Origin of the sequence: Streptomyces sp. Edi4 (assembly GCF_040253615.1) — a bacterium.
Lineage (GTDB): Bacteria > Actinomycetota > Actinomycetes > Streptomycetales > Streptomycetaceae > Streptomyces.
In genome coordinates this window covers 3618619-3642296 of the sequence record NZ_JBEJGY010000004.1, presented here as the reverse complement: position 1 = coordinate 3642296, position 23678 = coordinate 3618619, and the positions used below count along the sequence as shown (strand labels likewise).

Below are 23678 nucleotides of genomic sequence, written 5' to 3'. Positions count from 1 at the left end.
GTGAGGTCAACAATGAGTCCAATTATGCGGAACTTCCGCCCTTTCGCAGGGTGTTGATGACACCGAAGGCGCCGGTCAGCGTCGAGGGGTCGGTGAACGAGGCGCCGGGGCCGTGGGTGCGCCGGAAGTTCTCGGCGAGACCGGCGAACGACGGGTCGACGGTGGCGCGGTATCCGGCGAGCAGGTTGACGCGTTCGGGCGTGGCGAGCTCCCCCTCGGCGCGCAGTTCGGGGGAGCGGGCGAGCAGGAACATGCCGGGTACGGTGTAGCCCTGGTCCAGCCACTCCTGCCAGATCGTGTCCCGGTCCTCCTCCTGGCCGGTGAAGAACCCCACCGCGCGCGGACGCGGCCCTTCCGGCACCAGGGCGTCCAACTCCGGATCCCCGACGCGCAGTTCGACGCGGCGCCCGCACAGGTAAAGGACCTTGATGCCCTTGCGCACGCAGAAGGTGAGCGCTTCGGCGGCGGTGTCCACGATCGCCTCGCCCCGGTCGTTGAGCGAGGTGTTGCACAGGATCGGCACCCCCGTCGCGTCCCGGAAGGCCGAAAGGGCCCGGTGCAGCAGGGGGTTGGTCTCCCGGTGCACGACCTGGTGGCGGGCGGAGCCGTCCAGGTGCAGGATCGCCGGGACCCGCCCGGCCACCTCGGGGCGTACCTGGACCGCCTCCAGCATGTACGGCGAGTCGCGGTCGCTGGAGAACCACTCGCCCACGTGCTCGGCCAGCACCACCGGCGCCACCGGCCGCCACCACTGGCGCTGCTTGTGGCCGTTGAGCAGGTCCTTGACCTCGGTGGAGCGCGGGTCGCCGATGAGGCTGCGGTGGCCGAGCGCGCGCGGCCCGATCTCGGCGCGCCCGTCGACCCAGGCGAGCACCGAGCCGGACACGTCGGCCACGAAGCGGTCCTCGTCGAAGGGTTCGTCCGAGACGATCCAGGGCGCGAACTCGGCGAGCGCGTCCCGCACGCCGCCCACCTCGCGCCCCACGTACGCCGACTCCACCCGCAGGTCCGCCTCGTCCAGGACGCCGGTGCCGTGCAGCCCGAGCAGGCCGAGCCCGATGCCCTGACCCGAGTCGTTGGCGCAGGGCGGGGTGAGCAGGCCGCGGAAGCCGAAGCGGTCCATCAGGAGCGTGTTGGTGGGGCAGTTGAGGGCGTAGCCGCCACTGGTGGACAGATAGCACTCCTCGGCGCGCAGGCCGCCGAGGGCGAGCAGGTGCTCCACATTGCGTACGGCGACCAGCTCCGAGCAGCGCTGCACCACCTTCATGGCGGCGCTGCGCAGGTTCTCCTCGCGTGAGAACGCGGGGTCGAGCCGTACCGAGCCGAGCTGGGCCTCGGCCGCCTCCACGACGGACCGCACCAGGGCGAAGGCCTCCTTCCACGGCTGCACCTGGCCGCCGTACAGGGCGATCCGGGCGACCGCGGCCTCGGCGTCGAAGCGGATCTCGGTGGTGCTGGCCGACGCGAGTGCCATCAGGGTGCCGGGTTCCTGCCCGAACAGGGTCTCGGCGGCGGTGTAGAGCGGGGCCGGGGACTCGACGGGGGCGAAGGTGAGGGCGCCCCGGTCGGCGACGGCGCCCGCGTACCAGTAGCGGGTCGGGCCGCCGTCCTGGACGTAGTCGGGCAGCGCGTCGATCGCCATCGCGACGATCTTCTCCCGCCTGAACAGCGCGGTGTCCGTCATCAGGCCGCTGAACAGGTGCGCGAGGCTGTGCACGGGGAAGTCACCGGCGCCGGGGGGCACCGGCACGGGCCGCGCGGCCGGCAGGCCGGGGGTGCCCCAGCTGACGGAGATGTCGGCGAGGGTCAGGCCCTCCTCGGCGAGGAGCGCGCCGAGGAACGCCTCGGCGCGCGCGGCCGTGTACAGCGGCCAGAAGTGGTGCTTCTGCCCGCTGACGCGCTCCAGTTCCCAGACCCGTACGAGCTCCACCGTCGTCCCGCGGCGGCGCCACAGGGCCACGTTCTGGTCGTGCCGGACGGAGAAGACCGCGCCCGGGCCCGGCGGGGTCAGATAGCAGGACAGGTAGTGGGTCGCGGGGTGTTCAGCCATGGTGCGTTCCCTTCAACTCGCTTGCTGCACAGGTAGGTTGGCGCCGCTCCGGCCATCGGGCGGGCCGGGGCGCGGTCAGGGGCCGGCCGGGCCCGGCCGGTCGCAGCGGCGCACCTCGACCCGGTTGCCGGGTCCGGCCGGCACCTTGGCGCCCCACTCCAGGGCCTCCTCCTCGGTGGCCACCTCGATCAGCCACAGGCCGCCGAGCTCCAGGACGCCCTCACCGGACCTGGCCTCGCCCTGAAGGACGTCGGGGCGGGCGAGCCGGGCGCCGTAGCGCACGCTCACCCCGGCCTCGGCCAGCGCCCGGCCGAACGCGCGGTTGGCGGCGAACCGCTCCGCGCGCTCCTGCTCCGGCATCCGGTCCCAGCTCTTCTCCTCGCCGAAGATGAGCAGCGCGAATTCCACGGGATCTCCTCAGGTCAACCAGTAGGAAATGCGGGGTCGTTCAGGACATCTGGCGCTGGGCGAGCCGGGCGAAGAGGCCGGCGGAGTCGGCGAGCAGTTCCTCGTACCGGCCCTCCTGGACCACCCGGCCGCCGTCCATGACGACGATCTTGTCGGCGTCCGCGACGGTGGAGAGGCGGTGGGCGATGACGACCCGGCTCGCGTTGAGCCGGCGGGTGGACTCGGCGACCATCTTCTGAGTGGGGTTGTCGAGCGCGCTGGTCGCCTCGTCGAAGAAGACGATGCGGGGCCGTGCCACCAGCGCGCGGGCGATCATCAGGCGCTGGCGCTGGCCGCCGGACAGGGTGCTGGTGCCCTCGGAGAGCACGGTGTTCATGCCCATCGGCATCGCCTCGATGTCGGCGGAGATCCCGGCCATCTCGGCGGCCGCCCAGGCGTCCTCGACGGTGTAGCTGCCGCTGCCGACGATGTTGGTCTTGATGCTGCCCGCGAGCAGCGCCCCGTGCTGGAGCACCACCCCGCACTGGCGCCGCACCGCCGAGACGTCGAGCTCCGCGAGGTTCTGGCCGTCGTACAGGACCGAACCGGCGCTCGGCTGCTCGAAGCCGAGCAGCAGCCTGAGCACCGTCGACTTCCCGCTGCCCGAGGGCCCGACCAGCGCCACGAACTCACCCGGTTCCACCGTCAGGTCGACGTCGTCGAGGACCAGCGGCCCGTCCTCCTTGTAGCGGAACGTCACATGCGAGAGCGCGACCCGGCCCGAGAGGTCGCCGGGGTCGGCCTGGACGTCGTTGACCTCGGGCTCGGCCTCCAGGATGGGCCGCAGCTCCTCCAGCATCGGCACCACGCCCATCGCGACGATGGCGGCGGCGGTGAATTGCAGGGAGGCGGCGAGCAGCAGGTTGAACGCGGCGAAGAAGGACAGGAAGGCGGCGACCGGCACGCTGCCACCGAGCGGGCCGCCGACCACGGCGAACAGGATGGCTGAACACAGCACCGGGTAGGCCGCGTTGAAGGTGGTGACCATGTTCTGTACGCGGCGCGCGGAGGCGGCCTGGGAGCGGCCCTTGGTGAACTGCTCCGCCCACACGCCGAACACCCGCTCCTCGGCCGCGGTCACCCGCAACTTCGGTATGGCGGTGAGGAGTTGGAACACCCGCGAGGACATGCGCTGCTCGTGCTGGTAGAGGCGGCGCTGCCAGCGCACCTCGAAGTACCCGGCGACCATGGCGAACGCCCCGCCGGCCAGGACGAGAGCGGTCGCAAGGAGTGCGAGCCACACGCTGTAGAAGTACACGAGGGCCAGGTTGGCCAGGCCTGTGAGCAGCCCGAGGGCCGCCGTGGTCGTCATCCCGGACAGCATCTCCTGGGCGGTGCTGATGCCGAGGACGGTGGTGCCGAGCTCGCCCGTGGAGTAGCGCGAGAAGAACGACGCGGGCAGCGAAAGCAGCCTGGTCCACATGCCGACCTGCATCGCGGCAGTCGACCGGCTCTCGATCCGCAGGACGGCGATGTTCTGGAGGATGGACAGGGCGGCCACCACCAGGGCGGAGGCGATCACCACGCAGGCGCCCTGGACGATCAGGTCGCGCCGGGCCTCGGCGACGAACGTGCCGAGCACCGCGCCCGTCATGATGGGCACGAGCAGCCCGATCACGGAGACGGCGACGCCCATCACGGCGAAGGTCCACAGATCGCGGCGGTTGTTGCGGAAGCCGAAGCGCAGCAGAGCGCCGATCGTCTTCACCGTCGCGGGCAGCGGCCGGTACAACACCGTTGCCTGGTTGGTGAGTTCGTCGGCCGCCTCGCGGGTGAGCGGGGTGACCCGGGCCCCCTCGGCGACGACGTAGCCCCGGCCGATCGGCAGCAGCGCCACCGGCACGTCGCCGATCTTGCGGAAGCCGATCATCGGGCCGAGGTCCTGCTTCCACCAGGTCCCGTCCAGCCGGACCGTTCGGGTGCGCACGCCGGAGGCGAGCGCGATGGCCTGGAGCTCGGTGGTGTCCCGGCCGTGTCCGCTGCCCGCGACCGGCGCCCTGACGGTGAAGCCCTGGTGGGACGCGACCAGACGGGCGGCGGCCAGCGTGGTGGGATCGGCGGCCACCTCGGCCAGTTTGATACGGGCCTCGGTGTCGCGGATGACGGACTCGAAGCCAAGAGCGGCGCGCGCCATGGTGGACTTGTCCCGCGCGCGCCGGCGCTCGAGCGCCTCGCGCTCGGCGAGCCGTCCGCGCTCCACCCGGCGGTCGATCACATACAGGAGCCGGGCCGCGTGGGTCACCCAGCGGCCCCACAGCTCCCCGTTGGACAGCAGCTCCTGCACGGAGCGCGAGCGCAGCCGGGTGAAGCCGTGGGCGATGAGCCAGTCGCGTTCGGTGACGCAGATGTCGGTGCCGGGGCCGATCTCGCCCGCCACCCCCTCCACCATCTCGACGTGGCCCTCCTCGATGAGGACCCAGCGCACCCCGTCGACCGACCGGATCGCCTCGCCGTCGGCGGCCTCGGTGGCGGCGCCGGTCGCCAGCGGTACGAACTCACGTGGCGGCAGCACCCCGCGCAGCGCCTCGGCGAGGGCCACGATGCCCTGCTCGACGCCGCGTACGAACTGCTCGACGGTGGCCCGGAACTCGGCCTCGGGCAGCGCCTGCCCGGCCGGTCCCGACAACGACTCGACGTGCGAGAACGGCAGGTGGGACAGGCGCGAGCCGAGTACCGGGCGGCCCACGATGCGGTGGTGGGGGCCATAGGGCGTGCCGATCAGGATGGCGCCGCGCTCGACCCGGTTCAGATAGGTCCAGCGCCCCCGTGGCACGCCGTCACGCATCTCGACCGCGAACAGATCGACCGCGCCCGACTCCACCACGACCACCCGGCGGATGTCGTCGAAGCGCAGGAAGCGGTCGGCCGTCAGCTCGACGGGGGTGGCCCGCTCGGTGAGGAACGGCATGAGCTCGGCGCCGGCCGGCGGCGGGGCGATGGTCATGCTGCCTCCTTGGGGCGGCGGACGAAGGACGCGGGTCTCATGCGGCGTCCTTCGTGCGGCGACTCGACTCGATGAGGGCGGCGTACTGGCCGCCGAGCGCCAACAGCTCCTCGTGGGTGCCGCGTTCGGCGATGCGGCCGCCGTCGAGCACGATGATCTCGTCGGCGTCGCGGACCGTGGAGAGGCGGTGCGCGATGGTCAGGCAGGCGCAGCCGCGCCGGCGCAGGTTGTCCATGATGAGCCGTTCGGTCTCCGGGTCCAGGGCGCTGGTGGCCTCGTCCAGGATCAAAAGGGTGGGTTGCAGGGCGAGCGCGCGGGCCAGTTCGAGGCGCTGGCGCTGGCCGCCGCTGTAGTTGCGGCCATCCTCGTCGACGAGGCTGTTGATGCCGCCGGGCCGGGCGGCGACCGTGTCGAAGAGCGCGGCGTCACGCAGGGCCGCGATCACGTCGTCGTCGGGGATGTCGGTGTTCCAGAGCGTCAGGTTGTCCCTGACCGTGCCCTCGAACAGGGAGATGTCCTGGTCGACGTAGGCGACCGAGGAGGCGAGACGGCTGCGGGAGACCTCCTCGCGCGGCTGCCCGTCGAGCAGGATCTGCCCCGACCACGGCTGGTGCAGGCCGGTGACCAGGCGCCCCAGGGTGGACTTGCCGCTGCCCGAGCTCCCCACGACCGCCACCCGCCGCCCCGGCACCAGGCTCAGGCTGAGGTCCTTGATCACGGGTTCGGCCAGCGGGCTGTAGCCGAACCGCACGTCCTTGAACTCCAGATAGCCGTCGAGCCGGCTCACCTCCCCGTCGTCGGGCAGGTCGAACACGGTCGCCGCCGGGTAGCGCTCCACGTCGTACAGGCGCTTGATGTCGGCGGTGACCTCCTGGAGGCGGCTGCCCAGGTTGGTGAGCTGGGTGACGGGGCGGCTGAGCGCGGCGAGCAGGGTCTGGAAGGAGACCAGGATGCCGACGCTGATCACGCCGTCCACCACCCGTTCGCCGCCGACGAGCAGGATGAGCCCACTGTTGAGGGCCGCGAGCATCGCGGGCACCACGGTCAGGACGGCCGTCGGCGGCCCGAGGCGCTGCTTGGCGGTGATCACCTTGGCCAGGAAGCCGGCCCAGCGGGTGAACGCGTCCGGCTCGGAGCCGGTCGCCTTGACCGTCTCGATCAGGCTGAGCGTGGTGAAGGTGGTGGCGGTCAGATTGCCCCGGTCGGCGCGCAGGGCGACCACCGCGTCGGTGCGGGCCCGCGAGACCCAGCGCAGCACCGCGATGTTGAGCAGCGCCATCCCGATCCCGATGACACCGAGCAGCACGTCGTAGCGGATGAGGACGGCCGCGTAGAAGGTGACGAGGACCAGGTTGATGACGGAAAGGGCGAGGTCGCGGGAGAGGATTTCGGCGACCACGTCGTTGCCGGACACCCGCTTGGCGACCTCGGCGGGCCTGCGCTGGAGGAAGAAGTCCACGGGCAGCCGCAGCAGGTGCCGGAAGAAGCGGGCCGAGCTCGCGAGGCCGAGGCGTATCTCCAGGCGCAGCAGATAGTGCCGCTGTACGGAGGTGAGGATCAGGATGCCGAGCGCGGTCGCCGTCATCGCGATGACCAGGGGCAGCAGATAGCTCCGCTGTCCGCCGGCGAGCACCCGGTCGATGAAGACCCGGCTGAAGGCGGGCGCCGCGATGCCGGGAAGGACGAGCAGGGCGCTGGCCAGGAGCACCAGCGGCAGCGCCCGGCCCGATGGCAGCCGGCGTTGCAGGAGCGCCGCGCCGACCTTCGTCTCCTTGCCGCCGGGCCGGAAATCGGGTCCCTTCTCGAAGGACAGGACGATCCCGGTGAACCCGGAGTCGAATTCCTCCCAGTCCATCAACCGGGGTCCCGCGGCTGGGTCGTTGACCGCGACGACGGTCCTGCCCAGCCGGGTCCGTACGCCTTCCACCACCATGAAGTGCTGGAAGGCCCAGAAGATGATGACGGGCGCGGAGAGGTCCTTCAGGGTCTCCGCCTCGGCCTGGTGGCCCTTGGCGATCAGGCCGTGGGCGCGGGCGGCGGCGAGCACCGTGGAGGCCTTCGCGCCGTCGCGGGACACCCCGCACAGGCCGCGCAGCTCCTCCAGGGGCACGAAGCGGCCGTGATAGCCGAGGATCATGGCCAGGCTCGCGGCGCCGCACTCCACCGACTCCATCTGGATGACGGTGGGCACCTTGTGCCGCCAGCGCGCCGAGCGTCTGCCCGGGGTGAGCGCCGCGGGCCGCTCGACGGGGTCGGGCGCGGGGCGCGGCGGGGTGTCGACTGTCTGCGTCATCGCTCCACCTCAGCGTCCGAGAATCAGGCTGAACGGTGTCTGGCTGCCGAGGTTGATCGTCGCCTGAACGGAGACCTGGGTGTCCAGCGCGTGCGGCGGCCCGTCAGTGGTCGACCAGGCGTATCCCGACCGGGTGGTGGTGGAGCGGACCAGGTCGACGACGACCAGGCGGGGCGCGCTCGGCGCGGCGTAACTCCTGGCGGCGAGGTCGCCGCCGACCAGGCCGGTCAGTTCGCCGGAGGTGAGCGGGTAGGGGCTCACCGAGGTGATCCTGCCGCGCAGCAGCCCGAAGGTGCCGGCCGGGGCGCTCGACACCGACAGGTCCACGGGCCGGCCCGGGACCAGGCCGACCGCGCGGGCGGCCGGCACGAAGACCATGGCCACGATCCGGTCGTCGGCGGCGTCGGTGCGCTCGACGGTGGCGAGGGTGAAACCGGCCGGTATGACCTGTCCCTCGCTCACCCCCAGACCCACCACATGCCCGGCGAAGGGGCTGGTGACCGGTGAGGACGTGCCGTCGGCCGACCGCACCCGGGCGACGGGCTGCCCGGCGGTGACGCTGTCGGTGGCGCGCACGAGCAGCTGGGTGACCGTGCCCGGCACCGGGCTCTGCACCTGGGCGCTGCCGAGCGGCCGGGTCAGCAGGCCGGGCGCGGAGACGCTGATGGGCAGACTGCCCCGGAACGCCCAGAGCGAGGCACCGGCCATGATGATCATGACGACGAAGACGGCGATCCAGCCCCGGGGCGCGGCGAGCAGGGTGGGGGAGTCCAACTCGTCGGGCTCCCGCATGCGTTGCAGCGCCTTGTAGCGGAAGTTCATCGTCTCTCCTCGGCGGCGAAGGCCCCCGCGTGGGGCGGCGCGCCGGGGCCGGCCGAAGGGGCGCCGGCGGTCAGGGGCGGCACGGCGAAGGGGTGTCGCAGGCGCGCGGGCCTGCTGCCGACGACCAGTTCGCCGACGCCGCCCTCGCCCAGCGGGTCGAGCCCCGTGGCCGCCGCGAAGTCGGCCGCGTCGCCGCCGCCGAGCCCGCACACCGCGAGCCCCATCGCGGCGCCGACCAGATACACGGTCTGGTAGAACACCCCGACGTGCTTGAGCAGCAGCGGATAGGCGACCGTCTCGTACTTCCACATGACGCGCCCGAACCGCGCCGCCACCAGCAGCACGACCTGGGGGTCGTCCGTCATCAGGGCCCCCTCGCGGGCGCCGTGCACCAGCGCGGCGGTGGCGGGGCCGGGCTCCGCCACGTGTTCGAGCTCGTGCCGGTCGGTGCGGTAGTGCCACAGGCCCGGCTCGATGCCCGCGCAGGCGGTGACGAGCGGATAGATCTCCAGCTCGTGCACGGCGCCACCGCTCGGATAGGGCCGGTCGGCCAGCTCCTGCCCGTCCCCGCCGGTGAACGTCTGGCGGCAGCGGGCCGTGCGGTAGAGGAGTTCACCGAGCTGTACGTCGGTGAGGGGCGCGGCGGCGTCGTGCTCGCGGACCGAACGCCGGCTCTCCAGGACCTCGGTCAGCGAGGGGTCGGTGCGGGCGATGGCCGTCAGGTCCGGGACGGGCAGGGCCACGCGCCGGGTGCCGCGGGCGGGCGGCGCGGCGGGCAGCGGCGCGAAGTGGTCGCGGCCCGGGTAGGTGCCGCCGTATCCGGCGACCGTGCGCGGGTTGCGGCTGCGGGCGTGCAGCCACAGCTCGGCCGGCGCCCACTGGGCGGCGGGCAGCGCGGTGTCCTCCAGATCCTGGCCGGGCGCGCCGGGGGCGAGCAGTCCGGCGGCGTGCAGCAGCCGCAGCGTCGCGTCCGTGCCCGGCAGCCCGAGCCGTTCCCCGGCCGCCTCGGGCGTCGTCCAGTCGGCGAGCACGCCGAGCAGCGCGGACGCATCGGGGCAGAGCGTGACCGTGAGGTGGCTGCCCGGCGCGGCCAGGGTCAGCCGTCCGCCGCCGACCTGGGCCAGGGCGAAACGGGAGAGCTTGACGGGCCGGCCGGCCAGAGGCGCGGGGCCGAGCCCCGTGCGTCCACGACCGACCGGGGACAGCCGCGCAAGCTCCGACTCGCCGCTGAGGACGGCGTGTTCGAGCAGCCCCTCCTCGTCGAGCCGACCCACCGCGAGCCGGAGCCGCAGCAGCGCCCGCATGCCGTCGGCGGCGACGACCCGGGCCCCGAGCGCGTCCAGATCCTGCCATCCGGTCGCGAGCAGGGCGATCTCCGACCGTACGCCGAGCGGAAGTTGACGCAGCGTCAGAGTGGATCGCGGTCCGGTGATCCGCAGCTCGCCGTCGCCGGGCGTGGTCAGCCGCGCGTCGGGGCGCAGCCGCGAGGGGGTCGTGACCGGGGCGGCGGCCAACGGCGCGGCGGGGGCCGGCGCCGGGACGGTCAGAAGAACACGTTCCACGGATTCACCTCTTCCTCGCGCGTCGCCTCCGCCAGGAGCCCGAGCTGTACGGGTACGTCGTAGAGGCGGCCCGGGCCGAGCCGGCGCCAGAAGTGGCGCATGCCGGGGGCGATCACCTTGACCACGTGCAGATCCAGGTCGGGCTGGGTCTGGTCGAGCACGATCACCTCGATGCCGGCGCGGTCCGCGCGGGCCACGCACTCCTCGATGTGGCCGGCCAGATCGTGCCCGGCGAAGTTCTGGTGGCTCGCGAGGGTGGTGGGGGGCAGCGCGGGGTCGGGCAGCAGCCAGGGCTCGTCGGCGAGCCTGGCCGTGCGGCACCACTTCAAGGTCTCGACGTCGTCGGTGCGGTACTCGGTGTTGCCGTCGGCGTCCCTGCGCTCCACGAACGGCAGGAACTGGTTGACCTCGGTCAGGGCGCGCATCGCGGCGATCGCGGGGTCGGGGTGGGCGCCGAAGCCGACCATGATGTCCTCGACCTCGTGGCGTCGGTGAGAGAGCGCGGCGAACGTCGGGATGCCGAGGTCGCTGGTGAGGTCCAGGACCCACAGGTCGCGGTCCATGCCGGCGTAGAAGCGGCGCAGCGAGTCGATGTAGGGGTCTTCGAGCGAGTCCAGGTCGAAGGCGGGCCTGCGCAGCCGGTTGTACCACCACAGGGCGACCGCGTCGCGCTCGACGACCTCGCAGAAGCCCTGGAGGACCGCCTCTTCGAGGGTGTTGCCGCTGGCGCCGCCGTTGGAGTCGCCCACGCAGTAGAAATGCCGGGCCAGATCAGGGTGTCCGTAGTAGGCGTAACCGGTCGGCACCAGGCGTTCGGTGGCGTGGGTCAGGGACCAGGCGGTGGACCAGTCGAGCGGCAGATCGGTGCGGAAACGTTCCGGCACGAGGTGGATGCGGTGCTCGGGATCGGCGTTCCAGGCATCGCGCCCGGCGAACTGGGCGGGCGAGAAAAGCAGCAGCTGGTCCATGTGCAGGGCCACGGAGGGATCGAGGTCAGCGTATGAGGCGCGCCGCACCGGCTCACCGCCGCGCCACACCGCCGAATATCGCTCGATCGCCTCGCAGAGCGCGCTGACTTTCGCCTGTATCTCCGACCTTCCTTTTCCTCCGCTCTGCCCGCGCATATTGCGGCGCAAAAGATCCATGTTGTCGTTGACCATGGCGAAGTTGTGGCCGGCCGTGAAGGCGTAGGTGATTCCGTTTCCGATGTCGTCGTGCGCGCCGAGTTTGGTGATCGCGCCCAGCTGCGGACTGACGTGGTGCTTCAGGCGCTCGTAGGTCAGCTGCGGGGGCAGGGTGCGGTAGCCGCCGTCGGTGGTGTGCCGGGCGGCGCCGGGGGTGAGGACGACCTTGGGGCTCCGGTGCGCGGTCAGGCCCGGGTCCCCGCAGGAGGGGCACTGCGGGCGGCGCACCAGGGTGTGGCCCGTGGTGGCGAGCCCGGCCAGATCCAGGGTTACCATCCGTCCCGCCAGGGCCTTTGACTCACCCGTGGCCAGGAAACGCGCGGCCTCCGTCGCGAGCAGCCCGGCGAGGGCCTGATGGCCGCCGGGGTGCGCGGCGATGGTGGTGCCGCGTGGTACGCGGTCGCCGCGCTTGCCGCTCAGATAGCGCTCGACCTGCCGGTTCTCGAAGATCCGCTGGGCCATACAGGACCAGCAGCCGCTCTGCCCCGGCAGGAGGAGCGGGCCGAGCCAGGCGGTGACGCCGACGGGCCTCGCCAGCAGCCAGGGCCGCCCGTCGGCGAGCCGTTCGCGGTTGACCGACTCCAGCTCCGGATCCAGGTAGTCCGCCACCAGGACCACCTGGAGGGCGCCGTCCTCGCCGACCCGTATCCCGCTCGAGCGCAGCGCCTCGGTGACCGGCGCCGGGTCGGCGCCGCCCAGCGCGGTCAGGCGCACACCGCGGGCGCCCGCCTCGATCACGGCGTACGGGTCGATGCCCTGCGCGTCCCAGAACGCGAGGGCGCGCTCGTCGAGGCCGGGCCGGCCCTCGGCGAGGTGGCCCGCGGCCTCGTAGCGCCGCAGCGCGGTCAGGGTCTGGGGGATCGAGAGTTCGCCGTGCAGCGCCTGGACGATCTCGCCGACCGTCTTGCGGCCGTCCAGATGGGGCAGTACCGCCACCGCGCCCCGGCCTTTGAGCAGATAATGCTGATCGTCGGCGACCAGGAATACCCGGTCGCCGTCGACGATTTCCGCGCCGAAGTGTGCTTTGAGACGAGGACGTTCCAAAATTCAGCCCCCCAGGAGAATGACCCCGAATTCGAATGCGGGATCAGTCAAGCATGAGGGGAATGCGCTCGAACATACTTCAGTTTTTGGCCGGGATGCGTATGTTCCGGGGCGGCCCCGCGTACGTATCGGGTTCGGCCGGGAGGGGCGCGGCGGCGCTCAGGCCGAACCGGGCGCCGCCCGCGTCGCGCAGCACCACCCGGCCCCCGGCGCCGGGGCCGACCGGACGCGCCCCGGCCAGCAGGGCGGCGCCCGCCGACGCGATCGGGGAGTCCACGCCGAAGTACACCAGCCAGTGCGGCGGGGCCGAGCGGTCCTGGACGATCCGGAAGGAGCCGCCCGGGCCGTCCCCGGCTGTCGGGTGCGCGCCGAGCCCACGGTAGAAACCGGCCACCGCCGAGGGGTCGGGCACCCGCAGCTCGTACCCGCGGGCCGCGCCCGTCTCGTCGGCCAGGACCACGCCCCGCGCCCGCGCCCCCTGCCAGCAGCCCGTCAGGGTGCCCGCCGGGTCGGTGGCGAGCAGCAGCCGGCCGTTCGGCCCGGCGTCCACCGGCCCCAGCACCACGCGGCCGCCGAGCCCCGCGATCCGCGCCGCGGTGGCGTCCACGTCCTTCGCGGCCAGATACACCGTCCACGACTCCAGGGGCCCGGGCGCCGAGCCGAAGCCCGCGACCAGCTCCCCGGCAAGCCGGGCCGTGCGGTAGCCGCCCTCCTCGGCGTACGTCCAGCCGAACAAAGCGGCGTAGAAGGCCTCCGCCGTCTCGGGCCGGGCCGAGATCCGGTCGATCCAGCACGGGTCCCCGGCCGCATAGGTGGTACGCACAGGCATGATGTCCCCCTGGAATTGGGCGTGTTGACGTGCCGATGGGGGGCGCGGCATGCCGCGCCCTCTGAGAGCGGGGTGAGCGGGACGGGGTGAGCGGGACGAGGTGAGCGGGGCCGGGTGAGCGCGGCGGCGGCCGGGCGCCGGCCCCCGCCGCGCCGGGTCAGGCCCGGTGGATGCCGAGGCGGCCCTGCGTCCTCAGATGGAGTCCGGAGGCGGCGTCGTACAGATCGCCCGGGTCCAGCTTCATGGGGGCGCTGGTCACCCCCGAGGCGCGCCGTCCCTCGGCGACGCGCCCCTTGGCGAGTCCCGCCGCCTCGATCAGGCCGAGCGCGGGGGCCACGCCGCCCGTCGTGGTGGCGTCCCGCAGATCGGTGAGCCCGGCCACGATCGCGCCGAACGCGCTGTCCGGCTCCTCGTCGCCGGCGTCCCGCAGCAGGGTCTGGGCCAGCCAGAAGTAGTGCTTGCGTCCCTGGTACTTGCGGTACATCCCCGACACAAGCGCCAGCATCCGCGCGTAGGAGTCGCGGTACAGCGTCTCGTAGAAGCCCAGCGCCTCCGCCTCGCTGACATCGCGGTACTCGATCGCGTTGATGGAGGCCGCCGACAACATGCCGCTGTACATGGCCAGATGGACACCGGTGGACAGCAGCGGGTCCAGGAAGCAGGCCGCGTCGCCCGCCATGAAGTAGCCGGGGCCGCAGAACCGGTCGGCGACGTAGCTGAAGTCCTGCTCGACCCGGACCCGCCCCTCGTAGGCGGCGCCCGCCACCAGATCGCGCACCGTCGGCGACTCGGCCACCAGCGCCCGGAACATCTCCTCCAGCGAGGCGAACTTCGGGCGGCGCTGGGCGAACTGGGTCTGGTGGGTGACGAATCCGACGCTGTACTCGTCGTCCTTCAACGGGATCACCCAGTACCAGCCCTGCGGCGAGGAGATCACGTCGATGCCGCCCGACGGCGTGTCCGGCAGCAGCTCGGCGCCCCGGTAGTAGCCCCAGATGGCGACGTTGCGGAAGACGTCGTGGCGCTCGCGATTCTTGAACTGTCGCGCCGAGAGCAGACCGGCGCGCCCCGAGGCGTCCACCACGTGATCGAACTCCATCCGGTTCACGCGGCCTTGGTGCTCCCAGTCCGCCGCGACCGCGCGCCCGCCCTCGAAGTGGATCTGCTTGACCGCCGCCTCCTGCACCACCCGCGCGCCCTGTTCCCCGGCGTGGTCGAGCAGGACCTGGTCGAAGTCGGCGCGGTCGACCTGCCAGGAGCGGATGTCCTCGCCGAACATGTCGCGCCAGTCCACCGACCAGTCCTTCTCCGCGCCCCAGCGCAACAGCACGCCCCGCTTGACGGGGTAGCCGCGCGCCTCGACCTTCTCGGCGACCCCGGAGTACTCCATGATGGCGCGGCAGGACGGGGCGATGGACTCGCCCACGTGGTAGCGCGGGAACCGGTCGCGCTCAAGGAGCGTGACGCGGTGGCCGGCCCGGGCGAGCAGGGCCGCGCTGGTCGAGCCGGCCGGCCCGCCTCCGATGACGAGCACCGTGCCTGTCATGTCTTCTCCTTAAAGATCCTCGGTGACGCGGGGCGCGCCGGGGGCGCGGTACGGGAGCGGCGGTTCAGGGTTCAGGCCAGATGGGCCGCGAGGGCGGTGGCGACCGCGTCGGGGCGTTCGAGCAGCGGAAGGTGACCGGCGCCCGTGACCGTGCGTACCGAGCAGTGCGGCACGGTGGCGCCGAGCAGCCGGGCGTTGGCGGTGAACGTCGGCATGTCCTCGTCCCCGACGACGACCAGGGTGCGTGCCGCGATCCGGGCGAGGTGCGCGGGGGAGTGGACCTGGGTGGTGAGCCCGCTCATCGCGCCGTCGTCGAGCTCTTGCCACGCGTGGCGGCCGATCACCTGACGGAGGCGGGCGTGGAGCTCGGGGTGCCGGGAGGCGCCCCGGAAGATGTCGGGGGGCGAGCTCATCCACAGGTCGGCCAGCGGCGCGGCGTTCCCGGCGAGCCGTCTGAGCATCACCAGTTCCTGGTAGCGCCGCTTGGCGTGCGGTTCGGCGGGCGCCCCGCCCAGCGTCGGCGCGGCCAGCACGAGCCGCGTGAGCAGGGCGGGTTCGTCGATCGCCAGCTGGGTGGCGGCGAGCGACCCGAAGGAGAGGGCGACCATCCGCACCGCGCCCTCGCGGCGCGCCAACTCCCCCAGTGCCGCCGCGAGTTCGGCCAGGCCGAGCCCGGCGGGGATGGGCCCCGAGCGGCCGTGTCCCGGCAGGTCGACGCCGACATGACGAAAGCCGGGAAGCAGCTCCCACAGCGGGCCCCAGGTGCTGGAGTCCATGGTGTAGCCGTGGATCCACAGCACGGTGGGGCCGCTGCCGTACGCGGTGGTGGCCAGAGCCGGACACCTGCCGCCGGGTGCGGGGACGGCGGGGCGCGCGGAGGCGGGCGGGCCCGGGTCTATCGGGTCCTTCGGAGGTCGGCCCGGGTTCCTTGGGTCCTTCGGGAGCCGGCCCGGGTTCATCGGGTCCTGCCGAAGCGGTCCCGTGTTCATTTGGTCCTCCGGAAGCGGGCCCGGGTTCATCCCGTCCTGCCGAAGCGGTCCCGGGTTCATCCGGCCCTCCGGGAGTCGGCCCGGGTTCATCCGGTCCTCCCGAAGCCGGCGCAGAACGCGCGGAACGCGAGTACCGGGCCATCGCCCGCGTCGTAGTGGGGCTCGGCGGTGTGGTCCAGGTTCTCCCAGATGGAGATGTCCTCGCCGATCGCCTTGTGGCTGCCCTCGATCAGCATCCCCAGCTCCCCCTCGTGGCCCGCCGACACGCCGATCGCGACCCGGGCCACACAGCCCGTAGCCGTCGCCGACGCGGCGGTGACGATGACATGGGTGCGCCCGGGCGGCCCGAATTCCGTGACCACCACCCCGGGGCTGAAGGCACGGGCCAGGAACCGGGGCCGGTAGTCCCAGCGGACCACCCCGGTGCGCACCGCCTGCCAGCGGACCTCTTCCTTGGCCCGGTCGTCCTGCCAGGGCGAGGTCTGCATGAGGAATTCGCCCTCGATCACCAGCTCACCGGCCTCGCCGGTCCGCGCCTGCATCCCGGTCACCTTGGGCACCTTGTGCAGGGCGGTGAAGTGGTCGCCGTCGAAGGCGTTCTCGACGATCAGGTCGGCCGGGGCGGCGATGGCCCGGGTGAGCGCGGGCACGAGCGGATGGGTGGCGGCGAAACGCGCCAGAGCCTCGGGGAACCCCCGCTCCTCGGCGTCGTCGGACCCGAACCGGGTGAACAGCGCCTGGCCCCAGCGCAGTACGGGGTACTCCCGCACGGCCCAGCGCCTGTTGGCGCGGTCGCCCAGGGCGATGCGTTTGCCGTGGAAGGGGCAGATCACGCAGTCACCGTCGAGCGTGCCGCCGATCCCCAAGTGGGCGCCCCGGTGCGGGCAGTTGGCGTCGAAGAGCCGCACCCGCTCGTCCTGTTCGACGGCGATGAGCCGGCGCGGGCCGATGGCGAGCGGAGTGAGGCCGCCGGTCAGCTCGGACAGGAAGGCGAACAGGTGCCATCCGGTGTGCGGGGCGGGCGCCACGGCGCGAGGGGCGCTGGCGGCGGTGGAAGGGGTGGTCGCCGCGTCACGGTCCTGGTGTGTCATGGGCGTACCGCCGCGAGGATGTCGTGGGCCGCTCGCAGGCCGCTGTCCAGGGCGCTGTGCAGCCAGGGAAGGCGGCGACCGGCCGCCGTGGCCTCGCCCGCGAAGAAGAGGGTGTCGCCCAGCGGCGCGGACCAGGAGGCGGCGGCGGCTTCGGCGCCCGGCCCCGCGTGGGTGAAGGCGCCGAGGCTCCAGGGCGAGGCCCCCCAGTCCGCCACCGTGACCCCCCGCACCTCGGCCCGCGCGGTCCACGGCAGGGCGGGCGCGAGCAGCCTGCCAACGCTGTCGGGGGAGTCGGCGGCGGCGCGGACCACGTCCGCGGCCCCCGCCTTGGCCACCACGAGCACTTGGGGCCGGCCTGGGCGGCTGGTCACGAAGCCGCGTGCGCCGTCCGCGTCGAAGACCACCGTCGGCGTGGCGCGGGTGACGGGCGCCGGCCGGGAGTAGGTGACCGCGAGGCAGCAGGCGTCGCCCGCCGGCAGCCGGGCCGCCGCGTCGCTCTTCGCCGCGGGCAGGCCGGCGATCTTCAGGTGGCCCGTGGCGACGACGGCGGGCGGCGCCGTCACGACGAGCGCACGCGCCGTCAACTCCCCTTGGTCCGTACGCACTTGAACGCGTCCGGGTGCCCACTCCACGGAGCGCACCGGCGTGCCGAGCCGCACGTCGAGCCCGGCGGCGAGACCGGCCGCAAGCCGGTCGAGGCCGCCCGGCAGCGCGTACTCACCGTCCCCCACACCGTCGCCCCGATGTGCCGCCGCCACCGCGCGGGCGTCCAGGCGCGCGGGGTCCACGGCCCAGTGCTGGGCGAACCACTCCCTCGTCGCCCGCGTCTCGGCACGGCTCAGGCGGTGCGTGACGAGCCAGTCGGCGACCGAGCCTTCAAGGGCGCCGGAGGCCGTGGCGAGGCGGTGCTGGAGCGCCCAGGGGGCCCGCCCGTCGTGCCCGAGCGCGGCGAGTCCGGCGAGGCGCCCTTCGGTGACGACGCGGGCGTCGGCGGTGCGGGGCACGGCGTCCAGCGGTCCGGCCAGCGCGTGCACGGGGCTCGCGGCGCCGTGCACGACCTGGGCGCCGAGTTCCAGCGGGGGGCCGCCGTCGTCGGGGCGGAAGGTGCGGATGCGGCCGCCGATGCGGCGCCGGGCCTCAAGGACCAGTACGGCCACCCCCGCGTCGGCCAGCGTCCTGGCGCACATCAGCCCGGCCGCCCCCGCCCCCGCCACGATCACCGCGTGCGGTATCGGCCCGTCCCCTTTCCGCTCGGCGGCTTGCTCAGCGGGCCGCGCGGCGGCTTGTTCGGCGTTCTGCTCAGTGGACATCGGCGCTCCCTGTCGTGACGGGGCAGCCGAGCAGCCGCCGGGGTAGGGGTCGTGGGTCCCAGTCGAGCTCACCGGACGGCTGCGCCAGGGAGAGCGAGGGGTGGCGGCGCACCAGCCGGGTGAGCAGCAACTCCAGGCATACGCGCACCAGTTGGGCCGCCAGACAGAAGTGGGTTCCGGCGCCGAACGCGAGCTGGGGGTTGGCGGCCCGGCCGGGCACCAGCTCGTCGGGGCGCTCGAAGACGGCCGGGTCGCGGTTGGCCGCGCCGATGATGATCAGGACGCGGCCGCCCCGGGGCACGGTCCCGCCGGGCAGCGCCACCTGTGCGCGGGCGACCCGGGCCGTGAAGGGGATGGGCGCCTCGAGGCGCAGCAGCTCCTGGACGAGCAGCCGGGCGTCGTCCGCGTCGCCCTCGCGCAGCAGGGCGACCGCGTCGGGCCGGGGCAGCAGCCAGTACAGGGCGTTGCCGACGGCCTCGGCCAGGGGCTGCCAGCCGCCGACGACGGCCAGGCCGAGTATGCCGGTCCGCTCGCGCTCGGTGAGCCGGGTGTCGGCGCCCAGCCGGGCCAGCGGCCCTTCGGTGACGGTACGGGCGTGGGCGGTGAGGAAGCGGCTGAGCTCGCCCATCGCGGCCCGGCCCGCCATCGCCACGGCGGGCCCGGCCAGCGGATCGAGGTTCACCGACGCGGCGCGGGCCAGCGCGGCGAAGGTCGCCCAGTCGGCGCGGGGCAGCTGGAAGAGCCGCCCGAACACGGCCGTGGCGAACGGCGCCCCCACATCCTCGACGCCGTCCGCCCGGGGCGCGAGCCCGTCCACCAGGGCGTCCACGTCCGCGCCCAGGACGTCGGCCAGGGCACGGATCGCGGCGGGCCCGAGCAGCGACTGCCCCGGCGCGCGCAGGCGTTGGTGCTCGGGCGGGTCGGTGGTCAGCATGGACGGCGGCAGCGCGTCGCTCCTGGCCCGCTCCCGCTGCCCGGCTGCGGCCGAGAGCCCGTCCGCGCGCAGCGCGGCCGCGCAGTCGGCGTGGCTGGTGAGCCACCACATGCGGGAGAACGGGTCGTAGTGCACCGGGTCGTGGGCCCGCAGCCAGCGGTAGGCGGGCCCCGGGTCGGCGCGGCCCGCCGGTGAGAAGGGGTGCGGCAGGTGGGCGGGCAGCCGCACCCCGGCCGTCTGGGGGCTGGTGGTCATCTCAGTTCACCCGGGGCCCGCGCCAGCGGAACGTCAGCGCCGAGAGCACCGCCCCGCCCAGCGCCCACAGGGCCAGGACCAGGGCGATGCGGCCGAGCTCCCAGGAGCCCGCCGGTTCCACGACCGCGAAGGAGTCCGGCAGGAACACCGAACGGAAGCCCTGCGCCATCCACTTGACGGGGAAGAGCGCCGCCACGCCCTGCATCCACGACGGGAGCTGGTTGAACGGGAAGAAGACACCGGAGATGAACTGAAGGACCATGAACACCGGCGTCACGATCGCCGCCGCCGACCGGCTGTTGGGGATCAGGGCGCTGTAGGCCACCGCGATCAGCGAGCAGGCGATGGTGCCGAGCCCGAGGTCCCAGCCGAGCGTCGCCCAGCGCGTCGCGGTGCTCGGCAGCGGCAGACCGAACAGCAGGACCGCGATCCCGACGAGCAGCACCGTCTCCAGGACGGCGGTGACGATGACCCGGATCAACTTGCCGATGAAGTAGGCCGACTTGGGCATCGGCGTGATGCCCAGGCGCCGCACCGTGCCGGTGTCGCGCTCGATGGCGATGCTGATGGCGAGGCCCGAGAACGCCGTGCTCATCACGCCGGCCGCGATGATCCCGGCCATGAACACCTGCTTGACGTCGGTCCCGGTGCCCTTGACGGTGCCGGAGAAGATCGAACCGAACACCAGGAGCAGCAGGACCGGGAAGAGCAGCGTGAAGATCAGCGACTGCTTGTTGCGGAAGAATGCCTTGAGTTCGACGGAGCTCCTGGCGAGCCCCGCCCGCCACATGCCAGGCATCGGGCGCTGGGTCGCCGGGTCCCTGCGGGCGGCCGTGGCCGGGCGGCCCGACGCCGACGGCTCGGTGGTGGTGGTCATGACGCCCCCAGTTCGCTGTTGCGCCGGATCAGGTCCAGGTAGATCTCTTCGAGGCTGGGCCGGTGCACCCGCAGATCGGGCAGCTCCGGCACGTTCGCGGCGTCCGCCCACGCGAGCAGGATGCGCAGCACCTGGCTGGGCTGCTCGGTCAGCACGCTCACCGCGCTGCCGTGCTCCTCGGCCCGCTCGCCCGGCGGCAGGCCAGGCAGCGCCAGGCCGTCCAGGGCGGCCGGGCGCTGGAAGGAGACGGTGGCCGGGGTCCGCGCGCGGTCGCCGAGCTGGTCCAGCGGCCCGACCTCGACGACCCGGCCCTCCACGATGACGGCGGCCCGCTGGGCCAGTGCCTCCGCCTCGTCCAGATAGTGCGTGGTGAGCACGGTGGTGGTGCCCCGGTCGGCGAAGAACCGCACCAGGTCCCAGGCCTCGCGGCGGGCGACCGGGTCCAGGCCCGTGGTCGGCTCGTCCAGGAAGATCAGCTCGGGATCGCCCACGATCCCCACGGCCACGTCCAGGCGCCGCTGCTGACCGCCGGAGAGCGCCAGGCTCTGCTTGCGCTGGTGCTTGGTGAGCCCGACCATGTCGATGACCTGGTCGACGGGGAGCGGCGCCGGGTAGAACGCCGCGAAGTGCGAGACCACCTCACGGACCGTCAAGTCCGGGTAGCTGCCGGTCGTTTGGGGCACCACGCCGATCCGGGCCCGCCAGGAGCGCCGGTCGCGGTTCGGATCCTCGCCGAGCACGGTCACCTCGCCCCCGCTGCGGTGGCGAATTCCCTCCAGAATTTCGACCGTGGTGCTCTTTCCGGCGCCATTCGGACCGAGCAGTGAAAAGATCTCACCGGGAAATACATCAAGGTCCACGCCGCGCACCGCTTCGTGGTCTCCGTATTGTTTTCGAAGTCCTCGTACGGTGATGGGGTTGCCCTCGTCGACGATCACCAGGCTGCTCCTCTTCCACTGAATCCTGATCCCTCCGGCAGCCTGCCACGGGGCCCGTACCAGGCCAATACTTCACTTCTGGGCGGCAGTACCGACGTATTGAACCCGTTGACCCGACCGCGCTAGATTGCGGCGCCCGGCCCCGCCGGACGCAGGTGCGCCGTACGTATCGAGCCCCGGTGCCGTACGTATCAGGGCCCGCGACGTTACGTATGCGCGGCCCTTGTTCTTACGTATCGCGAAATGTTTGCGCGTACGTATCGGCGTCCCGTGGCCCCTCCCGCGTACGCGCGGAAATCACCGACCCCTACCCAGGACAGGCGGTCCGTCCCATGCCCGAGCAACTGACCCTGCCGCCCGGCCCGGCGGACCAGGTCGATCTGGAGCGGATGCGGCAGGCTCCGCTCGCCTTCGTCACCGAACTGGCCCGCGATTACGGCGATGTGACGTGTCATCGGGCCGACGGGGACACCGTGTACCTGCTCAACCGGCCCGACCTGGTCCGCCACGTCCTCAAGGACAACGGCGCCAACTACAGCAAGGAGCGGACCCCGGACGACCGCATGCTGCGCCCGCTGCTCGGCAACGGCCTGCTGACCAGTGACGGCGAGGAGTGGGCCCGCCAGCGCCACCAGTGCGCGCCGGCCTTCAGGCCCGGCGCGGTGAAGGCCTTCGACACGGTGATCACCGACGCGGCCCGCACCCTGATCGACCAGTGGGAGCCGGCCATCGCGGAGGGCACCCCGCTCGCCGTCGACCACCACCTGGCGGCGCTGACCCTGACCATCGTGACCCGGGCGATCCTCGGCGCCGACCTCACCGGCATCGGCGAGGGCTTCGGCGAAGCGGTCGACGCCGTCAACCGGTGCATCGGCCACTACGTACCGCCCGACGATCCCGACCCGGACGACACCGCCCGCAGGCAGCGCGACTTCGCCCGGGCCCGCGCCTTCCTCGGCCTGGTCACCACCACCCTGATAGGCGCGCGCCGGGTCGCGGGCGGCGCCGACGGTGCCACCCTGCTCGACGCCCTGCTCGGCGGCCCGCACCCGCTGAGCGAGCGGGAGCTGCGCGACGAGGTGCTGACCCTGATCATGGCCGGGCACGAGACCACCGCGAAGTCGCTGACCTGGACCCTGTACCTGCTCGATCAGCACAGGGCCGAGGCGGATCTGGTCCACGAGGAGGTCGACCGGGTGCTCGGCGGCCGTACCCCGACCGCCGCCGATCTGCCCCGGCTCGTGCACTGCAAGCGGGCCGTGCAGGAGGCCATGCGGCTCTACCCGCCGGTGTGGCTCACCACCCGGCGGGCCCGCGCGGCCGACGTGATCGACGGCTACGACGTCGCGCCCGGCACCCTGGTCTGCGTCAGCCAGTGGGTGCTGCACCGCGACCCCCGCTACTGGGAGCGGCCCGATGCGTACATCCCGGCCCGGTTCGCAGGACCCGTGCGGCCCAGCCACCTCTACCTCCCCTTCGGCGGCGGCGACCGGGTGTGCATCGGGCAGCACTTCGCCCTGGTGGAGGCGGTCCTCGTCCTCGCGACGCTGGCCCAGCGGGTCCGCCTGGAACTGGTCGAGGGCTTCCCGGTGGAGCCGGAGGCCCTGGTCACCCTGCGCCCCAAGCACGGCATGCGCATGATCGCGAGATCCCGATGAGCGCCCCCGCCCGCCCCGCCGGGTCCTACGACCCCGCGCACACCACCGGTGGCGGCCTCGGCGGCGAACTCGCCCGCCTGGAGGCCCAGGCCTGCCTGTCCTTCCCCGAAGAGCTGGGCGTACTGCGGCAGTTGGGCCTGCCCGAGCATGGCGTGCTGCTCGAACTGGGCGCGGGTCCCGGCGCGGTCACCCGGCGGCTGCGGACCGCGCTGCCCGCCCTCGACGTCGTCGCCCTGGACATCGACGAGACGCTGCTCGGACACAACACCGCGAAGGGCGCGGCCCGGGTGGTCGGGGACGCGGGCCGGCTGCCGCTGCGGGACGCCTGCGTGGACGCCGTACTGCTGCGGTACGTGCTCCAGCACCTGCCCGAACCGGGAGCGGCCCTGGCCGAGGTGGCCCGCGTCCTCAAGCCGGGCGGCAGGGTCATCACCATCGAGGTGGACAACGGCTGCTGGGGTCTTGCCGAGCCCGTCTATCCCGAACTCGGCCCCATCCACGCCGCGTTGGCGGCAGCGCAGCGCGGCGCGGGCGGCGACCGCACCGTCGGCCGCCGGATGACCAGGATGCTGCGCGCGGCCGGATTCGACGAGGTGGCCCTGCGGCTCTTCGCCACCAGCAGCGACGAGCGCCCGGTCGCCGACTTCGCCCCCCACCTCGGCCCCCAGCGCCTCGAACCGCTGGTCGCCGACGGCCGCCTCCCGCTCGCCGCGCTCGCCCTGGCCGCCGACCGCTGGCGGCGCTTCCAGGAGGACCCGGAGGCGTGGGTGATGCTGGTCGGCTTCGTCGCGACGGGCACGGCGGCCCGGGCGGGCGGGGGCGGACCGGAGGAAGGCGCCCGGCCCAAGGCCCCCTGAAACGCCGAGGACCACGGCGCCGGGTCAGCGCACCGTGGTCCTCGGGTC

The 23678-nt window shown here is 73.1% G+C and carries 17 protein-coding genes; 2 read left to right on the top strand and 15 right to left on the bottom strand.

Going from position 1 to position 23678, the window contains the following annotated elements:
• Positions 1–22: 22 nt before the first annotated feature.
• The 15 genes from ABR738_RS18550 to ABR738_RS18480 all read right to left on the bottom strand — a co-directional run bounded on the left by ABR738_RS18550 (position 23) and on the right by ABR738_RS18480 (position 21115).
• On the bottom strand, positions 23–2050 hold the full coding sequence (locus ABR738_RS18550) for a carbamoyltransferase C-terminal domain-containing protein (protein ID WP_350231104.1): 2028 nt from the start codon (positions 2048–2050) through the stop codon (positions 23–25).
• Between the two features lie 75 nt (positions 2051–2125).
• Positions 2126–2458: a YciI family protein gene (locus ABR738_RS18545; protein WP_350231103.1), complete on the bottom strand. Its 333-nt coding sequence runs from the start codon at positions 2456–2458 to the stop codon at positions 2126–2128.
• 40 nt (positions 2459–2498) lie between these two features.
• Complete coding sequence (locus ABR738_RS18540) at positions 2499–5441, bottom strand: NHLP bacteriocin export ABC transporter permease/ATPase subunit (RefSeq protein WP_350231102.1); 2943 nt, start codon at positions 5439–5441, stop codon at positions 2499–2501.
• 37 nt (positions 5442–5478) lie between these two features.
• On the bottom strand, positions 5479–7734 hold the full coding sequence (locus tag ABR738_RS18535) for an NHLP family bacteriocin export ABC transporter peptidase/permease/ATPase subunit (protein ID WP_350231101.1): 2256 nt from the start codon (positions 7732–7734) through the stop codon (positions 5479–5481).
• 9 nt (positions 7735–7743) lie between these two features.
• Positions 7744–8556: a biotin/lipoyl-containing protein gene (locus ABR738_RS18530; RefSeq protein WP_350231100.1), complete on the bottom strand. Its 813-nt coding sequence runs from the start codon at positions 8554–8556 to the stop codon at positions 7744–7746.
• A complete protein-coding gene (locus ABR738_RS18525; RefSeq protein ID WP_350231099.1) occupies positions 8553–10118 on the bottom strand; it encodes a SagB family peptide dehydrogenase in 1566 nt (521 codons plus the stop codon). Before ABR738_RS18525 ends, ABR738_RS18530 begins: the two co-directional genes overlap by 4 nt.
• Positions 10100–12346, bottom strand: a complete 2247-nt coding sequence (locus ABR738_RS18520; protein WP_350231098.1) for a TOMM precursor leader peptide-binding protein — start codon at positions 12344–12346, stop codon at positions 10100–10102. Before ABR738_RS18520 ends, ABR738_RS18525 begins: the two co-directional genes overlap by 19 nt.
• A 79-nt stretch (positions 12347–12425) precedes the next feature.
• Positions 12426–13175: a VOC family protein gene (locus tag ABR738_RS18515; RefSeq protein WP_350231097.1), complete on the bottom strand. Its 750-nt coding sequence runs from the start codon at positions 13173–13175 to the stop codon at positions 12426–12428.
• A gap of 157 nt (positions 13176–13332) precedes the next feature.
• The gene (locus ABR738_RS18510; RefSeq protein WP_350231096.1) at positions 13333–14721 is read right to left on the bottom strand and encodes an NAD(P)/FAD-dependent oxidoreductase; all 1389 of its coding nucleotides are present in this window, start codon (positions 14719–14721) and stop codon (positions 13333–13335) included.
• A gap of 71 nt (positions 14722–14792) precedes the next feature.
• Positions 14793–15710 (bottom strand): alpha/beta fold hydrolase, encoded by a 918-nt coding sequence (locus ABR738_RS18505; protein ID WP_350231095.1) that lies wholly within the window; start codon positions 15708–15710, stop codon positions 14793–14795.
• 86 nt (positions 15711–15796) lie between these two features.
• Positions 15797–16801 (bottom strand): Rieske 2Fe-2S domain-containing protein, encoded by a 1005-nt coding sequence (locus tag ABR738_RS18500; RefSeq protein WP_350231094.1) that lies wholly within the window; start codon positions 16799–16801, stop codon positions 15797–15799.
• Positions 16798–18111 (bottom strand): flavin monoamine oxidase family protein, encoded by a 1314-nt coding sequence (locus ABR738_RS18495; protein ID WP_350231093.1) that lies wholly within the window; start codon positions 18109–18111, stop codon positions 16798–16800. Before ABR738_RS18495 ends, ABR738_RS18500 begins: the two co-directional genes overlap by 4 nt.
• The gene (locus ABR738_RS18490) at positions 18101–19300 is read right to left on the bottom strand and encodes a cytochrome P450 (protein ID WP_350231092.1); all 1200 of its coding nucleotides are present in this window, start codon (positions 19298–19300) and stop codon (positions 18101–18103) included. Before ABR738_RS18490 ends, ABR738_RS18495 begins: the two co-directional genes overlap by 11 nt.
• 1 nt (position 19301) lies before the next feature.
• A complete protein-coding gene (locus tag ABR738_RS18485) occupies positions 19302–20177 on the bottom strand; it encodes an ABC transporter permease (RefSeq protein ID WP_350231091.1) in 876 nt (291 codons plus the stop codon).
• On the bottom strand, positions 20174–21115 hold the full coding sequence (locus ABR738_RS18480) for an ABC transporter ATP-binding protein (protein ID WP_350231090.1): 942 nt from the start codon (positions 21113–21115) through the stop codon (positions 20174–20176). Before ABR738_RS18480 ends, ABR738_RS18485 begins: the two co-directional genes overlap by 4 nt.
• A gap of 332 nt (positions 21116–21447) precedes the next feature.
• Here ABR738_RS18480 and ABR738_RS18475 point away from each other — a divergent pair, with 332 nt between their 5' ends.
• Both ABR738_RS18475 and ABR738_RS18470 read left to right on the top strand, forming a co-directional pair.
• Complete coding sequence (locus ABR738_RS18475; RefSeq protein ID WP_350231089.1) at positions 21448–22773, top strand: cytochrome P450; 1326 nt, start codon at positions 21448–21450, stop codon at positions 22771–22773.
• On the top strand, positions 22770–23630 hold the full coding sequence (locus ABR738_RS18470; protein WP_350231088.1) for a class I SAM-dependent methyltransferase: 861 nt from the start codon (positions 22770–22772) through the stop codon (positions 23628–23630). Before ABR738_RS18475 ends, ABR738_RS18470 begins: the two co-directional genes overlap by 4 nt.
• Positions 23631–23678 lie beyond the last annotated feature (48 nt).

Coding starts and splice junctions, on each gene's coding strand:
- ABR738_RS18550 (WP_350231104.1), bottom strand. CDS start 2,050: ATGGCTGAACACCCCGCGACCCACTACCTGTCCTGCTATCTGACCCCG.
- ABR738_RS18540 (WP_350231102.1), bottom strand. CDS start 5,441: ATGACCATCGCCCCGCCGCCGGCCGGCGCCGAGCTCATGCCGTTCCTC.
- ABR738_RS18535 (WP_350231101.1), bottom strand. CDS start 7,734: ATGACGCAGACAGTCGACACCCCGCCGCGCCCCGCGCCCGACCCCGTC.
- ABR738_RS18530 (WP_350231100.1), bottom strand. CDS start 8,556: ATGAACTTCCGCTACAAGGCGCTGCAACGCATGCGGGAGCCCGACGAG.
- ABR738_RS18515 (WP_350231097.1), bottom strand. CDS start 13,175: ATGCCTGTGCGTACCACCTATGCGGCCGGGGACCCGTGCTGGATCGAC.
- ABR738_RS18510 (WP_350231096.1), bottom strand. CDS start 14,721: ATGACAGGCACGGTGCTCGTCATCGGAGGCGGGCCGGCCGGCTCGACC.
- ABR738_RS18505 (WP_350231095.1), bottom strand. CDS start 15,710: ATGAACACGGGACCGCTTCGGCAGGACCCGATGAACCCGGGCCGGCTC.
- ABR738_RS18500 (WP_350231094.1), bottom strand. CDS start 16,801: ATGACACACCAGGACCGTGACGCGGCGACCACCCCTTCCACCGCCGCC.
- ABR738_RS18495 (WP_350231093.1), bottom strand. CDS start 18,111: ATGTCCACTGAGCAGAACGCCGAACAAGCCGCCGCGCGGCCCGCTGAG.
- ABR738_RS18490 (WP_350231092.1), bottom strand. CDS start 19,300: ATGACCACCAGCCCCCAGACGGCCGGGGTGCGGCTGCCCGCCCACCTG.
- ABR738_RS18485 (WP_350231091.1), bottom strand. CDS start 20,177: ATGACCACCACCACCGAGCCGTCGGCGTCGGGCCGCCCGGCCACGGCC.
- ABR738_RS18475 (WP_350231089.1), top strand. CDS start 21,448: ATGCCCGAGCAACTGACCCTGCCGCCCGGCCCGGCGGACCAGGTCGAT.
- ABR738_RS18470 (WP_350231088.1), top strand. CDS start 22,770: ATGAGCGCCCCCGCCCGCCCCGCCGGGTCCTACGACCCCGCGCACACC.